Below are 16078 nucleotides of genomic sequence, written 5' to 3' on the forward strand. Positions count from 1 at the left end.
TAGAATCGTTTTAACCGTTATAACGTTTAAAAATTAATGTTGCATTCGTACCACCAAAACCAAAGCTATTTGACATGACAGTTTGTAATCCTGCATTTTCTTTCGTCTCAGTAACGATGTTGCAACCTTCAGCGGCTTCATCTAAGGTTTCGATATTAATACTTGGCGCAATAAAATCATTATCCAGCATTAACAACGTGTAAATTGCTTCGTGTGCACCCGCCGCCCCTAAAGAGTGACCTGTCATTGATTTAGTTGAAGAAATCGCTGGGATTTTATCGCCAAATACATTTTTGATTGCACCTAATTCTTTCACGTCACCAACTGGTGTAGATGTACCGTGTACGTTGATGTAATCAATTGGAGTATCAACAGTTGCCATTGCCTGTTTCATACAACGCTCTGCACCTTCGCCACTTGGTGCAACCATATCGTAACCGTCAGAAGTTGCTCCATAGCCGACAATTTCCGCGTAGATTTTTGCACCACGGGCAAGTGCGTGTTCTAATTCTTCCACAACCACAACAGCACCACCACCTGCAATAACGAAACCATCGCGGTTTGCATCATAAGCACGAGATGCTTTTTCTGGCGTTTCATTGTATTTAGTTGAAACGGCACCCATCGCATCAAATTCAGTTGCACATTCCCAAGATAATTCTTCCGCACCACCTGCAAAAACCACATCTTGTTTGCCTAATTGAATTAACTCAACCGCATGACCGATACAATGTGCAGAGGTTGCACAAGCAGAACTCATTGAATAGTTCACACCACGGATTTTATAAGGAGTAGCTAAACAAGCAGAAACACTTGATGCCATTGTTTTCGTTACTGCGTAAGGACCAATCGCCTTTACACCTCTAGGGCCACGCACCGCATCACAAGCCACTAACTGGTTATGTGCAGAACCCGTACCCGCACCAATCACTAAACCAGTACGATCATTAGAAACTTGATCTTCTGTTAAGCCAGCATCCTCAATCGCTTCACGCATAGAAAGATAAGCATAAGCCGCTGCATCACCCATAAAACGGAACACTTTACGATCAATGTGCTCGCTTGGGTTTAATTTGATTGTTCCGGCAACATGGCTACGCATATTCATTTCAACAAACTCAGGCACAACTTCAATACCTGATTTCCCTTCTTTTAATGAAGCCAATACTTCTTCTTTGTTGTTACCGATACTTGAAATAATCCCAAAGCCTGTAATTACAGCTCTTCTCATTGCTTCTTCCTTATTGTTTTATATGTAAAAATAACGGCACAAAATTACTACGAAATAAAAATATTTCAAGCAATAATTCATTTGTTCGACCAGTTCAGAAAATTGCGTTATTATACGCAAATTTCATTAGGCAAGAAAGAAATAAAAATGACCTTTAGCGTGCAACATGCTGAGATTCACTTCAATCGAAACCATATTCCCGTCTCAGATCAATTCAATGATGTCTATTTTTCTAACGAAAATGGATTAGCCGAAACAGATTATGTTTTTCTACAAGGTAATCAACTTTGGGAACGTTGGATAAGCCACAACGAGGCTAATTTTGTCATTGCTGAAACAGGATTTGGTACAGGATTAAATTTCTTTGCGGTAACCAAATTGTTCCGTGAATTTCGCCAGCAACACGAGAATCATCATTTAAAACGCCTAAATTTTATTTCCTTTGAAAAATATCCGCTAAAAATCACCGCACTTTCACAAGCGCATCTTGCCTATCCGCAATTTGAAGATTTAAGCGCTCATTTGCAACGTTATTGGCCTTCATTGATTCTAGGTTGTCATCGTATTCATTTTGAAGAGACCACCTTAGATTTATGGCTTGGTAATGTATCAGAAAACTTGCCACAACTTGGCGATTATATGAATGAACGTATTGATGCTTGGTTTTTAGATGGTTTTGCGCCAAGCAAAAATCCTGAAATGTGGAATGATGATCTCTATAACTTAATGTTTCGTTTCACAAAACCCAATGGTTCTTTTGCCACTTTCACCGCAGCAAGTGCGGTTAGAAAAGGGCTTGAATCCGCAGGCTTTAACGTGACAAAACGTAAAGGCTTTGGCAAAAAACGGGAATGTTTAAGTGGGCTAAAAATACAATCAAAATCTACCGCACTTTCCACACCTTGGTATCTTGCTCAGCCTGCGAAAATGGAAAAACAAGATGTCGCTATTATCGGCGGTGGTATTGCTTCTCTTTGTGCAGCCATTTCCTTAGTAAAACGTGGGGCAAAAGTTACCATTTATTGTGAAGATGAAGCACTCGCACTCAATGCCTCAGGCAATAAACAAGGCGCATTTTATCCGCAACTTAGCGATGATAATGTGCTCACCGTTGATTTTTACCTACACGCTTTCAGTTACGGTCGCCAATTACTTGATTGGACAATCAAACAAAACATAGAGTTTGAGCACGAATTTTGTGGCGTGGCACTATGTGCTTACAACGAAAAAAGTGCGGTTAAATTAACAAAGATTTCTCAACTTGGTTTACCGAACGAAATCTTCCAAATGCTGAGTGCTGAACAACTCAGTGAAAAAGTGGGATTACCGCTTAATTGCGAAGGCGGTTGGATTGAGCAAGGTGCTTGGCTTGCACCAAGACAATTTGTTCAAAATGCCTTTTCATTTCTTGAAAAGCAGGGTGTAATCATTAAAACCTCACAAAAAATTACCGCACTTTCTCAACAAGAAAAAGGTTGGGAACTAGAAAATACGCAAGGTCAAAAATACTGTCATGAAGTCGTCATTCTTGCGAACGGATATAAAATTACTGATTTTATTCAAACAGAAAAGCTACCGCTCTACCCTATCCGTGGGCAAGTCAGCCAAATTCCAACATCAGAAAACTTACTCAAACTGAAATCTGTGCTTTGTTATGATGACTATCTCACTCCAGCCGATCAATTAAAAACCTCACATTGCATCGGCGCAAGCCATATTCGTGATAATGTTGATCGCCATTTTAGCGAACAAGAACAACAAGAAAATCAACAAAAACTCCAGCAAAATATCATGCAGAATTGGACAAAGGACGTAGATACTTCTAGCAATTTGGCTCGAGTGGGCATTCGTTGCTCCGTACGCGATCTTGCCCCAATGATTGGAAACGTCCCGAATTTTGAACAGCAACAAGCGGATTATTACAATTTATTCAACCTCCGCCGCCGTAAACAACCTATTCAAAGTGCGGCCAATTTTCAGAATCTTTTCTTAATCGCAGCCTTAGGTTCTCGCGGGCTTACCTCCGCCCCACTCTTAGGTGAAACTTTAGCTTCAATCATTTATGGCGAGCCATTACCAATAAGCGAAGCCATATTACATAACCTTTCAGCTAACCGAGCTTGGGCGAGAAAGTGGTTGAAAGGTTCAATAGTTGAATAAATCCATAAGATTCAGAACCTTACAAAAATAACTTTAACGTGTTAAAATCAAACAAAATTTAAATATAAAAATGAATACAAAAATGCAATCAATCAATCAATCAATCAATCAATCAATCAATCAATCAATCAATCAATCAATCAATCAATCAATCAATCAATCAATCAATCAATCAATCAATCAATCAATCAATCAAATTGTAGAATTTGTTAAAACTTGCTGCAAGCCTGAGGAAGTATTTCATTTTCTTCATCAGCATTCCATTCCTTTTTCCTCCATTGGAGGAATGACCAATCAAAATGTTCTACTTAATATTTCTGGAATTAAGTTTGTATTAAGGATCCCTAATGCCGTAAATTTGTCACTTATAAATCGAGAATATGAGGCATTCAATAATGCACAGACATATCGTGCTGGTTTGAATGTAGAAACTCCCGTATTAGATGCCAAAAGTGGCGTAAAACTGACTCGTTATTTAGAAAATAGTAAGCCTTTAAGTCAAACACAATTAAACGAACAAAGTTGTTTGTCTCAAGTTGTGAATAATTTATGTCGTTTACACAACAACAGTGAATTTGTTTTTCGCAATGTATTTAGCGTATTCGATGAGTTCCGCCAGTATTTTTCATTGCTAGAAAACAAATCCGCTTTTTTTCAAGCAGATCCTAGAATGGATAAACTTTCAGCCGTATTCTGGCAATTTGAAAATATCAATAAAGACTTAATTTTACGTTCGTGCCACAATGATTTAGTCCCTGAAAATATGTTATTACAAGATGATCGGCTATTTTTTATCGATTGGGAATATTCAGGCTTAAATGATCCGTTATTTGATATAGCGACGATCATTGAGGAAGCTCATTTATCGAAAGAAGCTGCTGATTTTCTATTAGAAACCTATTGCAATCAGACAAATAAATATCACAAGACAGAATTTCAAATCGCTCACAAACGGTTAAAAATTCATCGTTTTTGCCAAAATGTATTATGGTTTTTATGGACAAAAGTAAAGGAAGAACACGGCGAGAATTTTGGCGATTATGCGCTAAAACGCTTAGATGCAGCATTTAAACTATTAGAGGAATTGCCATAATGCGTGGCTATCTCTTTGGCATACTATCCGCTGTATTTTGGGCATTATCTGGATTGTTATATAACGAATTGCCATTAAGTGAATATACTGCGTTAGGGAAAGTGATTTCATTGCTTTTTTTAATTGATTTTTGCTCGTTATTTGTAATAGGCATAACATTGTGGCAAAAAAGTGCGGTAGATTTTCAAGGCGTTTTTTGGCGACCTGCGTTATCTGGCGTATTAGGTGGACCAATAGGAATGTCTGCCTATTTATTAAGCATTCATTATTTAACGATCTATTATGCGGCACCGCTTTCATCTCTCTTTCCTGTTATCGCTGCATTAATGTCTTATTGGATTCTAAAAGAAAAAATCTCTAGAACAGCGCAGTTTGGATTTGGATTGGCGGTTATTGCTTCTGCATTGTTGGCTATTGAAGTCGGGCAAAAAGCAAACTTCAATACAAGCGGTCTCATTTTTTTAGCCATTTGCATATTAGGGTGGTCATCTGAAATAGTGATATCCTCCTATACAATGCGTTCTCTCTCTGGACTTCAAGTGTATTTTTTAAGACTATGTGGTTCAACTATTGGTTATTTATTGATTCTATTTATTCTTTCCTTGAAAGATTTCTCACTAGATATACTTAGTTTTAATTATGTACAAATTGCTGGCGTAATAATCTTTGGGGCATTATCTTACGTCTGCTATTACCAAGCGATTTATCTGTTAAAACCAATCAAAGCAATGGCATTAAATATCACATATTCTGTATGGGCAATTGGACTTGGTTATCTGCTCTATAAACAGCCAATTAAGCCCATTACCTTACTACTCACCTTATTATTAAGTGCAGGAGTGATCGTTACACTTTATTACAAAGGGGAACAAAAATGAATGCAATTATTTTGGCTGCAGGCCTAGGCAGTCGTTTTAAAGACATCACACAAACCACTCATAAAGCCCTATTAGATATTCATGGAACACCTAACTTAGAACGGACACTCGCTTTTCTACGTCAAGCAAATATCGACAATATTGTCATTGTTACAGGGTATTTACACGAACAATTCGAGTATCTAAAGAAAAAATATGACTGCAGCTTGATTTACAACGAAAAATATCGTGAATATAACAGCATTTATTCCTTTTCTCTGGCACAAGACTTCTTTAGTGATTGTTATGTTATTGATGCGGATGTTGTGCTCAATCGTAATATTTTTCTAACGAAGCCACCACACAGTACATATTTCACAGTCATCCGTTCTAAAACGCACAATGAATGGTTACCGATTTTAAATAGTAATGGGCAAGTAATACGTATTGAGATTGGATCATTAAACCAGCCTAGCTTGTCAGGGGTATCTTATTGGACAACTCGGGATTGCAATATTATTCTAAATTTGCTCAAAGAATACACAAATGAAGTGCGGTTAAAAAATCCCAAACTTTATTGGGATACTATTCCGATGGAATATATAGATAAATTAAATGTTCATACGGAGCAACTTAACAACGATGATATATTTGAGATGGATAACCTTGATGATTATCAGCATATTTTACAAAAATTGACACCAAACAAGGAAAAATAATGAAAAAATTGACTCTCAGAGAACAACAACTCGTTTGTCTCGATATCTTAGATTATTTCCACGCTCTATGTGAGAAACACCAAATTCACTATTCTCTTGGTGGTGGAACATTAATAGGCGCAATACGCCACAAAGGCTTTATCCCTTGGGATGATGATATTGATGTATATATGCACCGCGATGAATATCAAAAATTTGTTGATGTTTGGTTTCAAGAAACTCACGAATACTACAATATGGAAACAGTAGAAGACATACTTGCTCAAAAGACTGGAGAAATGGCAAAAATCTTTGATTGTCGTACTCAAATAACCGAAATTAAAGGAAAAAAAAGCGCAATGTTTATAGATATATTCATCTATGATGGGGTGCCAAATAATCCAAAGATCATCTGCTCTTTTATGAAAAAATATAGAAGAACTCATCGCCGTTTCTATTCTTGCAAGAAAAGATGGTTAAGAGAAAAAGAAAATACCTTATGGAAAGCAATACTTAATAAATTGAGCCATTTAATATTTTCCAAAATGCAAAAAAATCTAGAGCAATTTCAAATAACATATCCGATAAAACAATGCGATTATATTGGTCTTGTACTATCTGATTATGACGATTGTGGAGGATGGAAAAAATCTTATATGCCGAAGGAATATTTTAATCACATTGTTTATAAAGAATTTGAAGGACGACAATTTCAAGTAATGAATGGATATCACGAACACTTAACGCAATATTACGGCGACTATATGCAACTTCCCCCTGAAGAAGAGCAAAAACCACATCATATTCAAGAAGCGTATATTTTGTAAGCGAAAGGGCAGATTTAATTCTGCCCTTTTTCAATTATTACTGAACCTTCCCACAATTCAAACAATACAAATATTGACCTTTAGGATCATTAAATTTAGTTAATATATTCAATTCTTTTTGTAATTTTTGAATTGGAGCTGGCAGACCAAGCCATTTAACTAACTGCTCTTGCGTACCTTTTTTAGTATCGCGTAATAAGGTGCTAATTAAACTAACATTATCATCAGTAAACCATTCCACGCTAAAATCTTGTACGGCAGTATCTTGGCGTTGATTTACTAATTGCTCTGCTTTATTGACCGCTTCATTAAAAGAACCGATCTCATCCACCAAACCATTTTGGAATGCGTCACTACCCAACCAAACCTGACCTTGAGCAAGTTTATCTACTTGTGTTTTAGAAAGCTGGCGACCTTTGCTGACAATTTCTAAAAATCGGTCATAACCATGCTCAATTTCTGTTTGATAAATATCTTGTACGGGTTTTGCTAATGGAGAAAACGCTGATGTATTAGCTAATTCAGTGGTTGAAACACCATCTGAACTCACTCCGATTTTCTTTATGCTATTTTCAAAAGTCGGGAACATCGCGAAAATACCGATAGAGCCTGTAATAGTGTTTTCATCGGCAATAATATAATCTGCAGTGGATGAAATCCAATAACCGCCAGATGCTGCCATTGCGCCCATAGATACGATGACAGGCTTACCGATTTTCTGTAAATTTTCTGTTTCTTGACGAATAATTTCAGAAGCAAAAGCACTACCACCTGGTGAATTCACTCGTAAAACAACGGCTTTCACTGAGTTATCATCTTGAGCTTTACGGAGAATTCGCGCAATGGTGTCGCCACCTGCATTTTCTTCATCACTTTCCCCATCGATAATCGCTCCCTCCACATTCACAACCGCAATTTTATTCGGTACGTTGTAATGTTCTAAGCGATCAGGCTGTTGAGCTAAATAATCATCAAATTCGATAAGGTTCGCTTTTCCATCGCTTCCTTTGCCAAAAAGTGCGGTGAGTTTTTTATCTAAATCCAAACGAGTTACAACGTCGGTTACTAATCCACGTTGTTGGGCATAAGCGGTACTATTGCCTTTTAACGCTTTAAGATCCGATAAATATTGTTTCGCATTCGGCAAAACGTTATCTTTCTTAATATTACGATTTTCACTGACGGATAAAACATAATTATTCCACATTTCGCCTAACCAACGCTGCATATTCGCTTTTGCCTCAGCCGACATATCGTTGCGTAAAAATGGTTCTACCGCTGATTTATAAGTGCCTACACGGAAAATATGTGGTGTAACGGCTAATTTTTCGAGCATTTCTTTGAAATACAAATTCTCTTGCGATAAACCGTGAATATCCACTTTTCCAATTGAATTTAGATAAATTTCATCAGCAAAGCTGGCTAAATAATATTGTCCTTGTGAATAATTATCCGCATAAGCAATTACCGGTTTTCCTGCATTTTTAAACTGGCTGATAGCCCCACCAATAAAATCTAATGCCGGCAAATCTGCCCCTTCAAAATAATTAAGATCAAGCACTAATCCTTTAATTTTAGGATCATCTTCCGCTTGTTGAATAGCAAATACCACATCAAACGTCGAAATTTTTCTAGGAACGTGCTCGCCATTCAATTCGCTTAATGCATCTTGCCAACGAAGTGTTTCATCACGGTTGTCCGCTAGATAGCCATCTAAATTAACTAGTAATGCGCCTTCCCCTGTTAATGTTGTAGATTTTTTTCCACCGCTTGAAAAGCTAATGATCGTCACTAGCAATAGTACAAAGCCTAAAAACACGACATTCATCACAAGATCACGAATGAAACACAGTGCTTTCCAACAAAATTTTAATACTCGAAACATACAAATTACCTTTAAAAAAATTTGCCCTAGCGTATCACAAAGCCTTGCCAAAAACTATGCTATAATCTACCGCACTTTTATTTATAGGGAATAATAAAATGGATGCACTTACACTTTTAACCACAAGAAAATCAAATAAAAAATTAACCACACCTGCACCTAATGCAGAACAGCTTGAGCGTATTTTCGAAGCAGCAATGCGTTCGCCAGATCACGGAAAATTACATCCCTATCATTTTATTGTAATGGAAAACGAGAGCTTAAATAAATTGGAAACGTTACTTAAAGCTGCCGTTGTAGAATTTGATTTGGGTGAAGAAAAATTGATGAAAGCTGAAAACCTAGCACATCGCGCACCTATGGTTATTGGTGTGGTAGCAAAAATCAATCCAACTATCGTTAAAGTGCCAGATTGGGAACAAATGCTAAGTGCGGGCTGTGCAACTTACGGAATACAACTGGCTGCCCAAGCACAAGGATTTGATAACGTGTGGATTTCAGGAAAATGGGTTGAGGGAAGTGCATTACGAGAAGCTTTCGGATGTCGTGAACAAGATCGTGTGATTGCCTTAGTTATGATTGGCACAAGCATAGAAAAAGCAGAACGTGAATATCGTGTTATCAATACAAAAGATTTTGTAACCTATCTATAAAATATTGCTTTCCTCAAGACTTAGAGGAAAGCAAAATATTGCCTACTCTTCTTCCAATTCATCCGCCATCGTCGCCAATATTTCTCGTGTAAGAATGGCTAATGCACGATAAAAAGGCAAGGTTGCTTGCTTTTCAACTTGAGTTAAAAACTTCGCTGCACAAGGCAATAAAAAGGTTTCAAAAAATTCTTGCTGAGCGACTAAAGAATCCAAATTATCTTCAAGCCAAGAGGCTGTAAGTAATAATAAAGCAAAATGATCCGCACTTTCCACCTCTGGCATATTGCGTACAAGGCGAAAATTAACAAATTCTTCAACATCAATCTCGTAAGCTGAAATAGCCGTCATCACTTTTCCATTCGCTGCAAATAATTTTTGATACTCTTGGTTCAATAAATTGAGATCAATTTTAGCTTGTAGGCTATTCAGTGCTAATTCACTTTCTTTATCAGTATCTAATGCCCAAACTTGACTCAAACCTTTTTGTTGTAACCAAACAAATGCGTCAGCGAGTACTTTATCTGTTGGAGAACGATAAAAAAGATTACCGAATAATCGACTAATTAATGAAAAATTATTAATTTGTTTTTCAGACATTACGCTTTTTCCTTTAAAAGTGCGGTCAATTTTGCTTGAGTTTTTTGAGCTGCAAGTTCAATCATTGCTTCACGAGCCTTATCATCAATTAAATGAATATCCCCGAATAATTCAAACTCAACATTTTCAATTCCACAATAATTGAATAATCCATTAATCAAACAATGATTAAGCGATTTATCCACACCAAATTCTTTATATTTATCAACATTACTGCCAATAGTAATAAATTGCTGCATTTGCTTATTTTTGAGCAATCCCACTGATTCGCCGTTTTCTGTTTTATAGGCAAAGCCATGACTTAATACGCGATCTAAATAGCCTTTCAAAATTGACGGAAATCCCATCCACCAAAGGGGATAAACCAACGTAATTAAATCCGCTTGAAGAATAAAATCGTGCTCTTGCTGAATATCTTCTGGAATAATACCTTTGTTAGCATTTTGCAATTCTTCATGAGATAAAATTGGATTGAAATTCATTTCATAAAGATCACGAAAAAATACATTTACACCCTTTTCTTGACTGATTTGCTCAATACGATTAGCAATTGCTCGCCCAAAACTATTTTCTGAATTAGGATGAGCAAAAATAATTAAGTGATTCATTTTTCTTACCTATTTGTAGGGAAATAAAACGTGGCAAAAGTCTATCAAAATAGACCGCACTTTGCATATAAAATCATATAAAAAAAGCGGGCAATGCCCGCTCTCTTATTTGCATCATAATTATGCTGCGTTTTTACGTTCTTCTTCCATACATACTGCCGCAGTAAATAATACGTCAGTTGATGAGTTTAATGCCGTTTCAGTTGAGTCTTGTAAAATACCAATAATGAAACCAACACCGATCATTTGTGCTGCTACATCATCAGAAATACCAAACAAGCTACAGGCTAATGGAATTAGTAATAATGAACCGCCCGCTACGCCAGATGCACCACAAGCACAAAGTGCTGCAACAATACTTAATAAAAGCGCACTAACGAAAGAAACTTCTAAGCCAAGTGTATGAACTGCAGCTAAAGTTAAGATAGTAATAGTAATCGCCGCACCCGCCATATTAATGTTCGCACCTAATGGAATAGAAACAGAATAAGTTTCTTCATCAAGGTTTAAGCGTTTTGCTAATTCAATATTCACTGGAATATTTGCTGCGGAACTACGTGTGAAGAATGCAGTTACACCACTTTCGCGTACACAAGTCCACACTAATGGGTAAGGATTGCGACGGATTTTCCAGTAAACCAAAATAGGGTTTACAACAAAAGCAGTAAATAACATCGTACCGATTAATACTGCAAGTAATTGCACATAACCGCCTAATGCAACTAAACCTTTATCAGATAAGGTTTCAGCCACTAAACCGAATACACCAAATGGTGCAAAAGAAATAATCACGTGAACAATTTTTGATACGCCTTCTGCAAAATCAGATAACACATTTTTAGTTGCATCAGATGCATGACGTAAAGCCAACCCTAAACCAATAGACCAAGCTAATACACCAATAAAGTTTGCTTTGAAAATTGCATTTAATGGATTATCTACCACATTCAAAATTAATGTTAGCAACACTTGACCAACGGCTTGAGGTGCAGAACTTGAATCTTCTTTCGCAGCCAATACCACTTCCGTAGGAAATAGAAAACCAGCGATCACAGCAACAAATGCAGCCAAGAAAGTCGCAAACAAATAAAGTACAACAATTTCTTTCATATTACTTTTCGTGCCAATCTTACGATTTGCAAGTGCCGCCATAACAAGAAAGAAAATTAAAATTGGTGCAACGGCACGCAGAGCCTTTACAAAAATCGAACCTAATACGCCAACTTTTTCAGCAAGATTAAAACCAATGGTTTCTTGTAATGGTGCTGAAATCAATGCAACAATAATACCAAGAACCAAACCAGCGGCAATTCGTTTTACCAAACTACCGTGAAATAACAGACTAAATAGACGTGATGTGTTCATATTTTTATCTTTCTTTTAGTAAATTTAACTTCAGATTGTTACCAATCCACCTATGGGGAGTTAAAGATAGCGTAAAATTTTAATGAAAGAAAATATTTTTTATTATTTTTCACTCTAAAAGTGACCTTTTTTCTAAAGTTGTTAGATATTCTCTAAAAACATACTTATAAAAAAATTTTTTATTTAACCTATTGACACCCTGTATGAAACATCAGTAAAATTTAACTGTACAAAAAAACAAGATAAAAGGTTATTTATCCATATTATTTAACGGGAGACAAGAGAATGAACAACCAAACTTTGGCTACACAATATGAAATCGATTTTTCTTATAATCCACTGCCTTTTTTCAGTGATATAGAAGATAACCTTAAATTCAACAAAAAATTAGACTTAAATCTTTACTGTATCAAACGTCCAAAACAAACTTGTTTTATTCATATAACTAATCCAAATATGTTGGCTTGGGGAATTGAAAGCGGCGATATGTTAGTCGTCGAAAAAAATGATGATCTTTACTCTGGTGATCTTATTGTACTTGAAGAAAACAATGAATTTCACGTCTATGAATTTATGTTACATAATGATAATTACCTTTTTATGGCATTGGATTCCACGACACCAAATATAAATACAAAAGATTGGTCGAATTTGCCTATTGTCGGCACCGTAACCAACACTATCCATCAAATGAAACGTCGCGATAAAATGAAATGGGCAGCCTAGTTGGAATAACTAAAGACAAATAAAAAAGTGCGGTAAAAATCCACCGCACTTTTATCTAGTATCTAGATTATATTTCAATTAATTACTCGTCACTTTACGTCTCGCAATCACTGCATCAGAAAGTTGTTGCAATAATCTTTCAGAATCTTCCCATCCAATGCACGCATCCGTAATGCTTTGTCCGTAAGTCTGTGCTTTGCCATCAACTAAATCTTGACGACCTTCCACTAAATGACTTTCCACCATTACACCAAAGATTTGTTTAGAACCAGATGCGATTTGATGACACACATCTTGGCAAACCTCCATTTGTTTTTTATATTGTTTACTGCTGTTTGCATGGCTAAAATCAACCATAACGTGTGGAATACGCCCTGTTTTTTCAATATCAGCACAAACTTTTTCTACATCTTCAGCACTATAGTTAGGGCCTTTATCTCCACCTCGTAAAATAATATGGCAATCTTCATTCCCTTTTGTAGAAACAATGGCAGAATGACCAAATTTAGTGACAGATAAAAAATAATGTGGTGCTTCCGCCGCACCAATTGCATCTAAAGCGACCTTTACTCCGCCATTAGTGGCATTTTTAAAACCAACCGCACAAGATAAACCTGAAGCCAACTCACGATGAACTTGTGATTCTGTTGTTCTAGCCCCAATCGCCCCCCAGCTCATAAAATCAGCCAAATACTGAGGTGTAATCATATCTAAAAACTCGCCCGCAGCAGGCACACCAAGATCATTAATATCTGAAAGTAATTTCCGTGCAATACGTAAACCATCATTTAAACGATAAGTATCATTTAAATACGGATCATTAATTAAACCTTTCCAGCCCACAGTTGTACGCGGTTTCTCAAAGTACACACGCATAATAATTTCGAGACTATCTTTATATTTATCACGTAATGGTTTTAAACGAGTCGCATATTCAATGGCAGCTTTCGGATCATGAATAGAGCAAGGCCCAATCACGACTAATAAACGATCATCTTTAGCCTGAATAATATTATGTGCCTCATGACGAGTTTGCTTCACTAATGCCGCAGCATATTCACTCGCTGGATATTTTTCTAATAAGGCAATCGGTGGTAACACCTGATCGACTTTTTCAATTCGCGTATCATCGTTTGCCACGACAATTTCAATTTTCTCTTTAGCCATACATCACTCTCTTGCTTTCAAATGTTGTATTTAAATTATGTAGCTAATCTACACTTATTTCCTGTACTAGTAAACTAGTTCGTTATGTTTTTAGAATAAAATCTACGAAGTTCCTATTAAACTATCTTTACAACCTGCTTGCAAGCTGAATAAACCGAAATAATTAAGTAAATAAAAGATAAAAAAATACCGCACTTTTGTACGGTACTCACAGAATTAATGACTACTTAATACTTGCGCAGGTTGTAATTTAGCGGCTCGGCTTGCAGGATAAAGGCTCGCAATTAAACTCAAGGCAAGTGCAGCGATTAAAACCATCAAAACATCCAACCAATGTAACTCGCTTGGCAAAAAATCCACAAAATACACATCGCCCGATAATAATTTCTTACCGATAATCCACTCAATACCTTGAATAAAAGTGGTAAGATTTAATGCAAGTATTATGCCTAGCACAATTCCAATTAAGCAACCTTTCATTCCTGCCTGTAAGCCATACCAAATAAAAATACATTTAATGAAAGCGTTATTCGCTCCAAGCGTACGCATAATGGCTATATCGCCTTGCTTATCTTTTACTGCCATAATCAGCGTAGAAACAATATTAAAACACGCCACACCAATCACAAGCACCATTGCGATGTACATCACAGTTCGAATAAGCTGAATATCTCGATACATATAACCAAATTTACTAATCCAATTTTGCATATATAGCATCTGTGGATAATCATTAAGCATTGATAAATCCAGATTTCTCACAGAAAAAGGATCATCTAATTTCAATTCAACACCTGTAATTTGATCTGGTTGATAAGTTAAAAACGTTTGTGCTTGAGCAAGCGGCAATAAGGCATAACTATAATCAAGCTGACCATCTAAGCGTAAAATAGCGGTAACTTGCACTGGCTCACGAGTTGGTTGAGTAAATTGTTCATCGCCGTTTTGCTGAGAAATAAGTAAGGTAATCCAATCCCCTACTTTTACATCAAGTTCTTTAGCGATACCCGATCCCAAGACTAATCCGCCTTCTTTCTCAAATTTGTTCCAACCTTGCTCTTGTACAAAATTACCAATTGAACTTACCTTATCTTCTGCTTGTTTTTCAACACCTTTGACCTGAACAACTTTCAATTTCGAGCCATTTTCTACTAATGCAGTAAAGCTCACAAAAGGAGAAATGCCTTTAATTTGTGGATTTTGTTGTAAGCGTTTTTCTAAATTTTGCCAATGATGAATTGTGGGATCTTTCGCTTGAGGCGCAGAAAAAATCTCAATATGCGGCACGACTGCCAAAATCCGTTGATTAAGCTCACGCTCAAAACCATTCATCGCACTTAAGCCAACAATTAAAACTGCAACGCCCAGCGCAATACCAATTGCAGAAAATTTTGCAATTAACGCAACCAAAGGATTTTTCTGCTTGCCACGTTGATAACGCCAGCTAATAAAAAACGGCGTATTCATTACACACCTTCCTTCAAAAGACCATCTTGCATAACCAAACGGCGTGATAATTTTTCCGCAAGCCCCATATCGTGAGTGACTAATAAAAAAGCGATATTTTGTTCTTGATTAAGTTGTTGAATCAGCTCAAAAATACTTTCAGTAGTCTTGTGATCGAGATTCCCTGTTGGCTCATCCGCCAAAACTAACGATGGATTATTCACTAAAGCACGTGCAATCGCCACACGCTGACGTTCCCCACCAGAAAGCGCAGAAGGACGATGGGTAATTCTATGGCTTAATCCCACCGCACTTAGCATTTTTTCGGCACGATCTTTCGCTTCTGTTTTATTTTGATGACCAATCAACATCGGCATCATCACATTTTCAAGTGCGGTAAAATCCGCCATCAAATGATGGAATTGATACACAAATCCTAAATAACGATTACGCAAAGCAGCTAATTCATTAGCCGATGCTTTTTGCAAAGATTGTCCATTAATAAACACTTCCCCACTACTTGGCTGATCAAGTCCCCCTAAAGTATGCAATAAAGTACTTTTCCCTGAACCTGAGCTTCCCACAATCGCAACCAACTCTGCAGGTTCCATAGAAAAAGAAACGCCTTTTAACACTTGCGTTTGATTTTCGCCTTCTTGATAAAATTTATTGATATTTTCGCATTTTAATAAATAGTTATTCATTTTTTACTCGTTTTAACCGCACTTTAGCGGCAGATAATCCCATCAAAAACTTGCGCGAGTC

At 36.7% G+C, this 16078-nt stretch carries 15 protein-coding genes; 7 read left to right on the plus strand and 8 right to left on the minus strand.

Annotation, left to right across the window (positions count from 1 at the left end; genetic code table 11):
- Positions 1 to 10 precede the first annotated feature (10 nt).
- A complete protein-coding gene (gene fabB / locus DQN24_RS06880) occupies positions 11 to 1231 on the minus strand; it encodes a beta-ketoacyl-ACP synthase I (protein WP_050847971.1) in 1221 nt (406 codons plus the stop codon).
- Between the two features lie 147 nt (positions 1232 to 1378).
- Here fabB and mnmC point away from each other — a divergent pair, with 147 nt between their 5' ends.
- From mnmC to DQN24_RS06905, 5 genes are all read left to right on the plus strand, one after another.
- A complete protein-coding gene (gene mnmC, locus DQN24_RS06885) occupies positions 1379 to 3391 on the plus strand; it encodes a bifunctional tRNA (5-methylaminomethyl-2-thiouridine)(34)-methyltransferase MnmD/FAD-dependent 5-carboxymethylaminomethyl-2-thiouridine(34) oxidoreductase MnmC (RefSeq protein ID WP_111695590.1) in 2013 nt (670 codons plus the stop codon).
- A gap of 70 nt (positions 3392 to 3461) precedes the next feature.
- Entirely contained in the window at positions 3462 to 4484 is a 1023-nt protein-coding gene (licA, locus tag DQN24_RS06890) for a phosphorylcholine kinase LicA (protein WP_111695591.1), read from the plus strand.
- Complete coding sequence (locus DQN24_RS06895; RefSeq protein WP_111695592.1) at positions 4484 to 5362, plus strand: DMT family transporter; 879 nt, start codon at positions 4484 to 4486, stop codon at positions 5360 to 5362. Before licA ends, DQN24_RS06895 begins: the two co-directional genes overlap by 1 nt.
- Complete coding sequence (locus DQN24_RS06900; protein ID WP_005688486.1) at positions 5359 to 6060, plus strand: NTP transferase domain-containing protein; 702 nt, start codon at positions 5359 to 5361, stop codon at positions 6058 to 6060. The genes DQN24_RS06895 and DQN24_RS06900 overlap by 4 nt, the downstream gene beginning before the upstream one ends.
- The gene (locus DQN24_RS06905; RefSeq protein WP_111695593.1) at positions 6060 to 6866 is read left to right on the plus strand and encodes a LicD family protein; all 807 of its coding nucleotides are present in this window, start codon (positions 6060 to 6062) and stop codon (positions 6864 to 6866) included. Before DQN24_RS06900 ends, DQN24_RS06905 begins: the two co-directional genes overlap by 1 nt.
- Before the next feature lie 37 nt (positions 6867 to 6903).
- Here DQN24_RS06905 and sppA read toward each other — a convergent pair whose 3' ends face one another.
- Entirely contained in the window at positions 6904 to 8751 is a 1848-nt protein-coding gene (sppA, locus tag DQN24_RS06910) for a signal peptide peptidase SppA (protein WP_111695594.1), read from the minus strand.
- Positions 8752 to 8849: 98 nt separating this feature from the next.
- Between sppA and DQN24_RS06915 the strand changes: the two genes are divergently transcribed.
- The gene (locus DQN24_RS06915) at positions 8850 to 9404 is read left to right on the plus strand and encodes an NAD(P)H nitroreductase (protein WP_111695595.1); all 555 of its coding nucleotides are present in this window, start codon (positions 8850 to 8852) and stop codon (positions 9402 to 9404) included.
- 42 nt (positions 9405 to 9446) lie between these two features.
- Here the strand turns inward: DQN24_RS06915 and DQN24_RS06920 are convergent, their stop codons facing one another.
- The 3 genes from DQN24_RS06920 to sstT form a co-directional block, all read right to left on the minus strand.
- Positions 9447 to 10001 (minus strand): TorD/DmsD family molecular chaperone, encoded by a 555-nt coding sequence (locus tag DQN24_RS06920; protein ID WP_050847979.1) that lies wholly within the window; start codon positions 9999 to 10001, stop codon positions 9447 to 9449.
- Positions 10001 to 10609, minus strand: a complete 609-nt coding sequence (locus tag DQN24_RS06925; RefSeq protein ID WP_074030695.1) for an NAD(P)H-dependent oxidoreductase — start codon at positions 10607 to 10609, stop codon at positions 10001 to 10003. The genes DQN24_RS06920 and DQN24_RS06925 overlap by 1 nt, the downstream gene beginning before the upstream one ends.
- Positions 10610 to 10729: 120 nt before the next feature.
- On the minus strand, positions 10730 to 11974 hold the full coding sequence (gene sstT / locus DQN24_RS06930) for a serine/threonine transporter SstT (RefSeq protein ID WP_050847981.1): 1245 nt from the start codon (positions 11972 to 11974) through the stop codon (positions 10730 to 10732).
- Between the two features lie 285 nt (positions 11975 to 12259).
- On the opposite strand from sstT, the gene DQN24_RS06935 reads away from it, so the two are divergent.
- Entirely contained in the window at positions 12260 to 12700 is a 441-nt protein-coding gene (locus DQN24_RS06935; protein ID WP_111695596.1) for a LexA family protein, read from the plus strand.
- Positions 12701 to 12778: 78 nt separating this feature from the next.
- Here the strand turns inward: DQN24_RS06935 and aroG are convergent, their stop codons facing one another.
- The 3 genes from aroG to lolD form a co-directional block, all read right to left on the minus strand.
- Positions 12779 to 13867 (minus strand): 3-deoxy-7-phosphoheptulonate synthase AroG, encoded by a 1089-nt coding sequence (gene aroG / locus DQN24_RS06940; protein WP_111695597.1) that lies wholly within the window; start codon positions 13865 to 13867, stop codon positions 12779 to 12781.
- Positions 13868 to 14083: 216 nt separating this feature from the next.
- A complete protein-coding gene (gene lolE / locus DQN24_RS06945; protein ID WP_050949277.1) occupies positions 14084 to 15334 on the minus strand; it encodes a lipoprotein-releasing ABC transporter permease subunit LolE in 1251 nt (416 codons plus the stop codon).
- Positions 15334 to 16017, minus strand: coding sequence for a lipoprotein-releasing ABC transporter ATP-binding protein LolD (gene lolD / locus DQN24_RS06950; protein ID WP_021035132.1), 684 nt, complete (start codon positions 16015 to 16017; stop codon positions 15334 to 15336). Before lolD ends, lolE begins: the two co-directional genes overlap by 1 nt.
- Positions 16018 to 16078: the final 61 nt, after the last annotated feature.

The sequence above is a fragment of the Haemophilus influenzae genome (genome assembly GCF_900475755.1).
In the GTDB taxonomy this organism is placed as follows: domain Bacteria; phylum Pseudomonadota; class Gammaproteobacteria; order Enterobacterales; family Pasteurellaceae; genus Haemophilus; species Haemophilus influenzae_D.

Coding starts and splice junctions, on each gene's coding strand:
- fabB (WP_050847971.1), bottom strand. CDS start 1,231: ATGAGAAGAGCTGTAATTACAGGCTTTGGGATTATTTCAAGTATCGGT.
- DQN24_RS06935 (WP_111695596.1), top strand. CDS start 12,260: ATGAACAACCAAACTTTGGCTACACAATATGAAATCGATTTTTCTTAT.
- DQN24_RS06905 (WP_111695593.1), top strand. CDS start 6,060: ATGAAAAAATTGACTCTCAGAGAACAACAACTCGTTTGTCTCGATATC.
- DQN24_RS06895 (WP_111695592.1), top strand. CDS start 4,484: ATGCGTGGCTATCTCTTTGGCATACTATCCGCTGTATTTTGGGCATTA.
- DQN24_RS06900 (WP_005688486.1), top strand. CDS start 5,359: ATGAATGCAATTATTTTGGCTGCAGGCCTAGGCAGTCGTTTTAAAGAC.
- lolD (WP_021035132.1), bottom strand. CDS start 16,017: ATGAATAACTATTTATTAAAATGCGAAAATATCAATAAATTTTATCAA.
- licA (WP_111695591.1), top strand. CDS start 3,462: ATGAATACAAAAATGCAATCAATCAATCAATCAATCAATCAATCAATC.
- DQN24_RS06925 (WP_074030695.1), bottom strand. CDS start 10,609: ATGAATCACTTAATTATTTTTGCTCATCCTAATTCAGAAAATAGTTTT.
- mnmC (WP_111695590.1), top strand. CDS start 1,379: ATGACCTTTAGCGTGCAACATGCTGAGATTCACTTCAATCGAAACCAT.
- aroG (WP_111695597.1), bottom strand. CDS start 13,867: ATGGCTAAAGAGAAAATTGAAATTGTCGTGGCAAACGATGATACGCGA.
- lolE (WP_050949277.1), bottom strand. CDS start 15,334: ATGAATACGCCGTTTTTTATTAGCTGGCGTTATCAACGTGGCAAGCAG.
- DQN24_RS06915 (WP_111695595.1), top strand. CDS start 8,850: ATGGATGCACTTACACTTTTAACCACAAGAAAATCAAATAAAAAATTA.
- sppA (WP_111695594.1), bottom strand. CDS start 8,751: ATGTTTCGAGTATTAAAATTTTGTTGGAAAGCACTGTGTTTCATTCGT.
- sstT (WP_050847981.1), bottom strand. CDS start 11,974: ATGAACACATCACGTCTATTTAGTCTGTTATTTCACGGTAGTTTGGTA.
- DQN24_RS06920 (WP_050847979.1), bottom strand. CDS start 10,001: ATGTCTGAAAAACAAATTAATAATTTTTCATTAATTAGTCGATTATTC.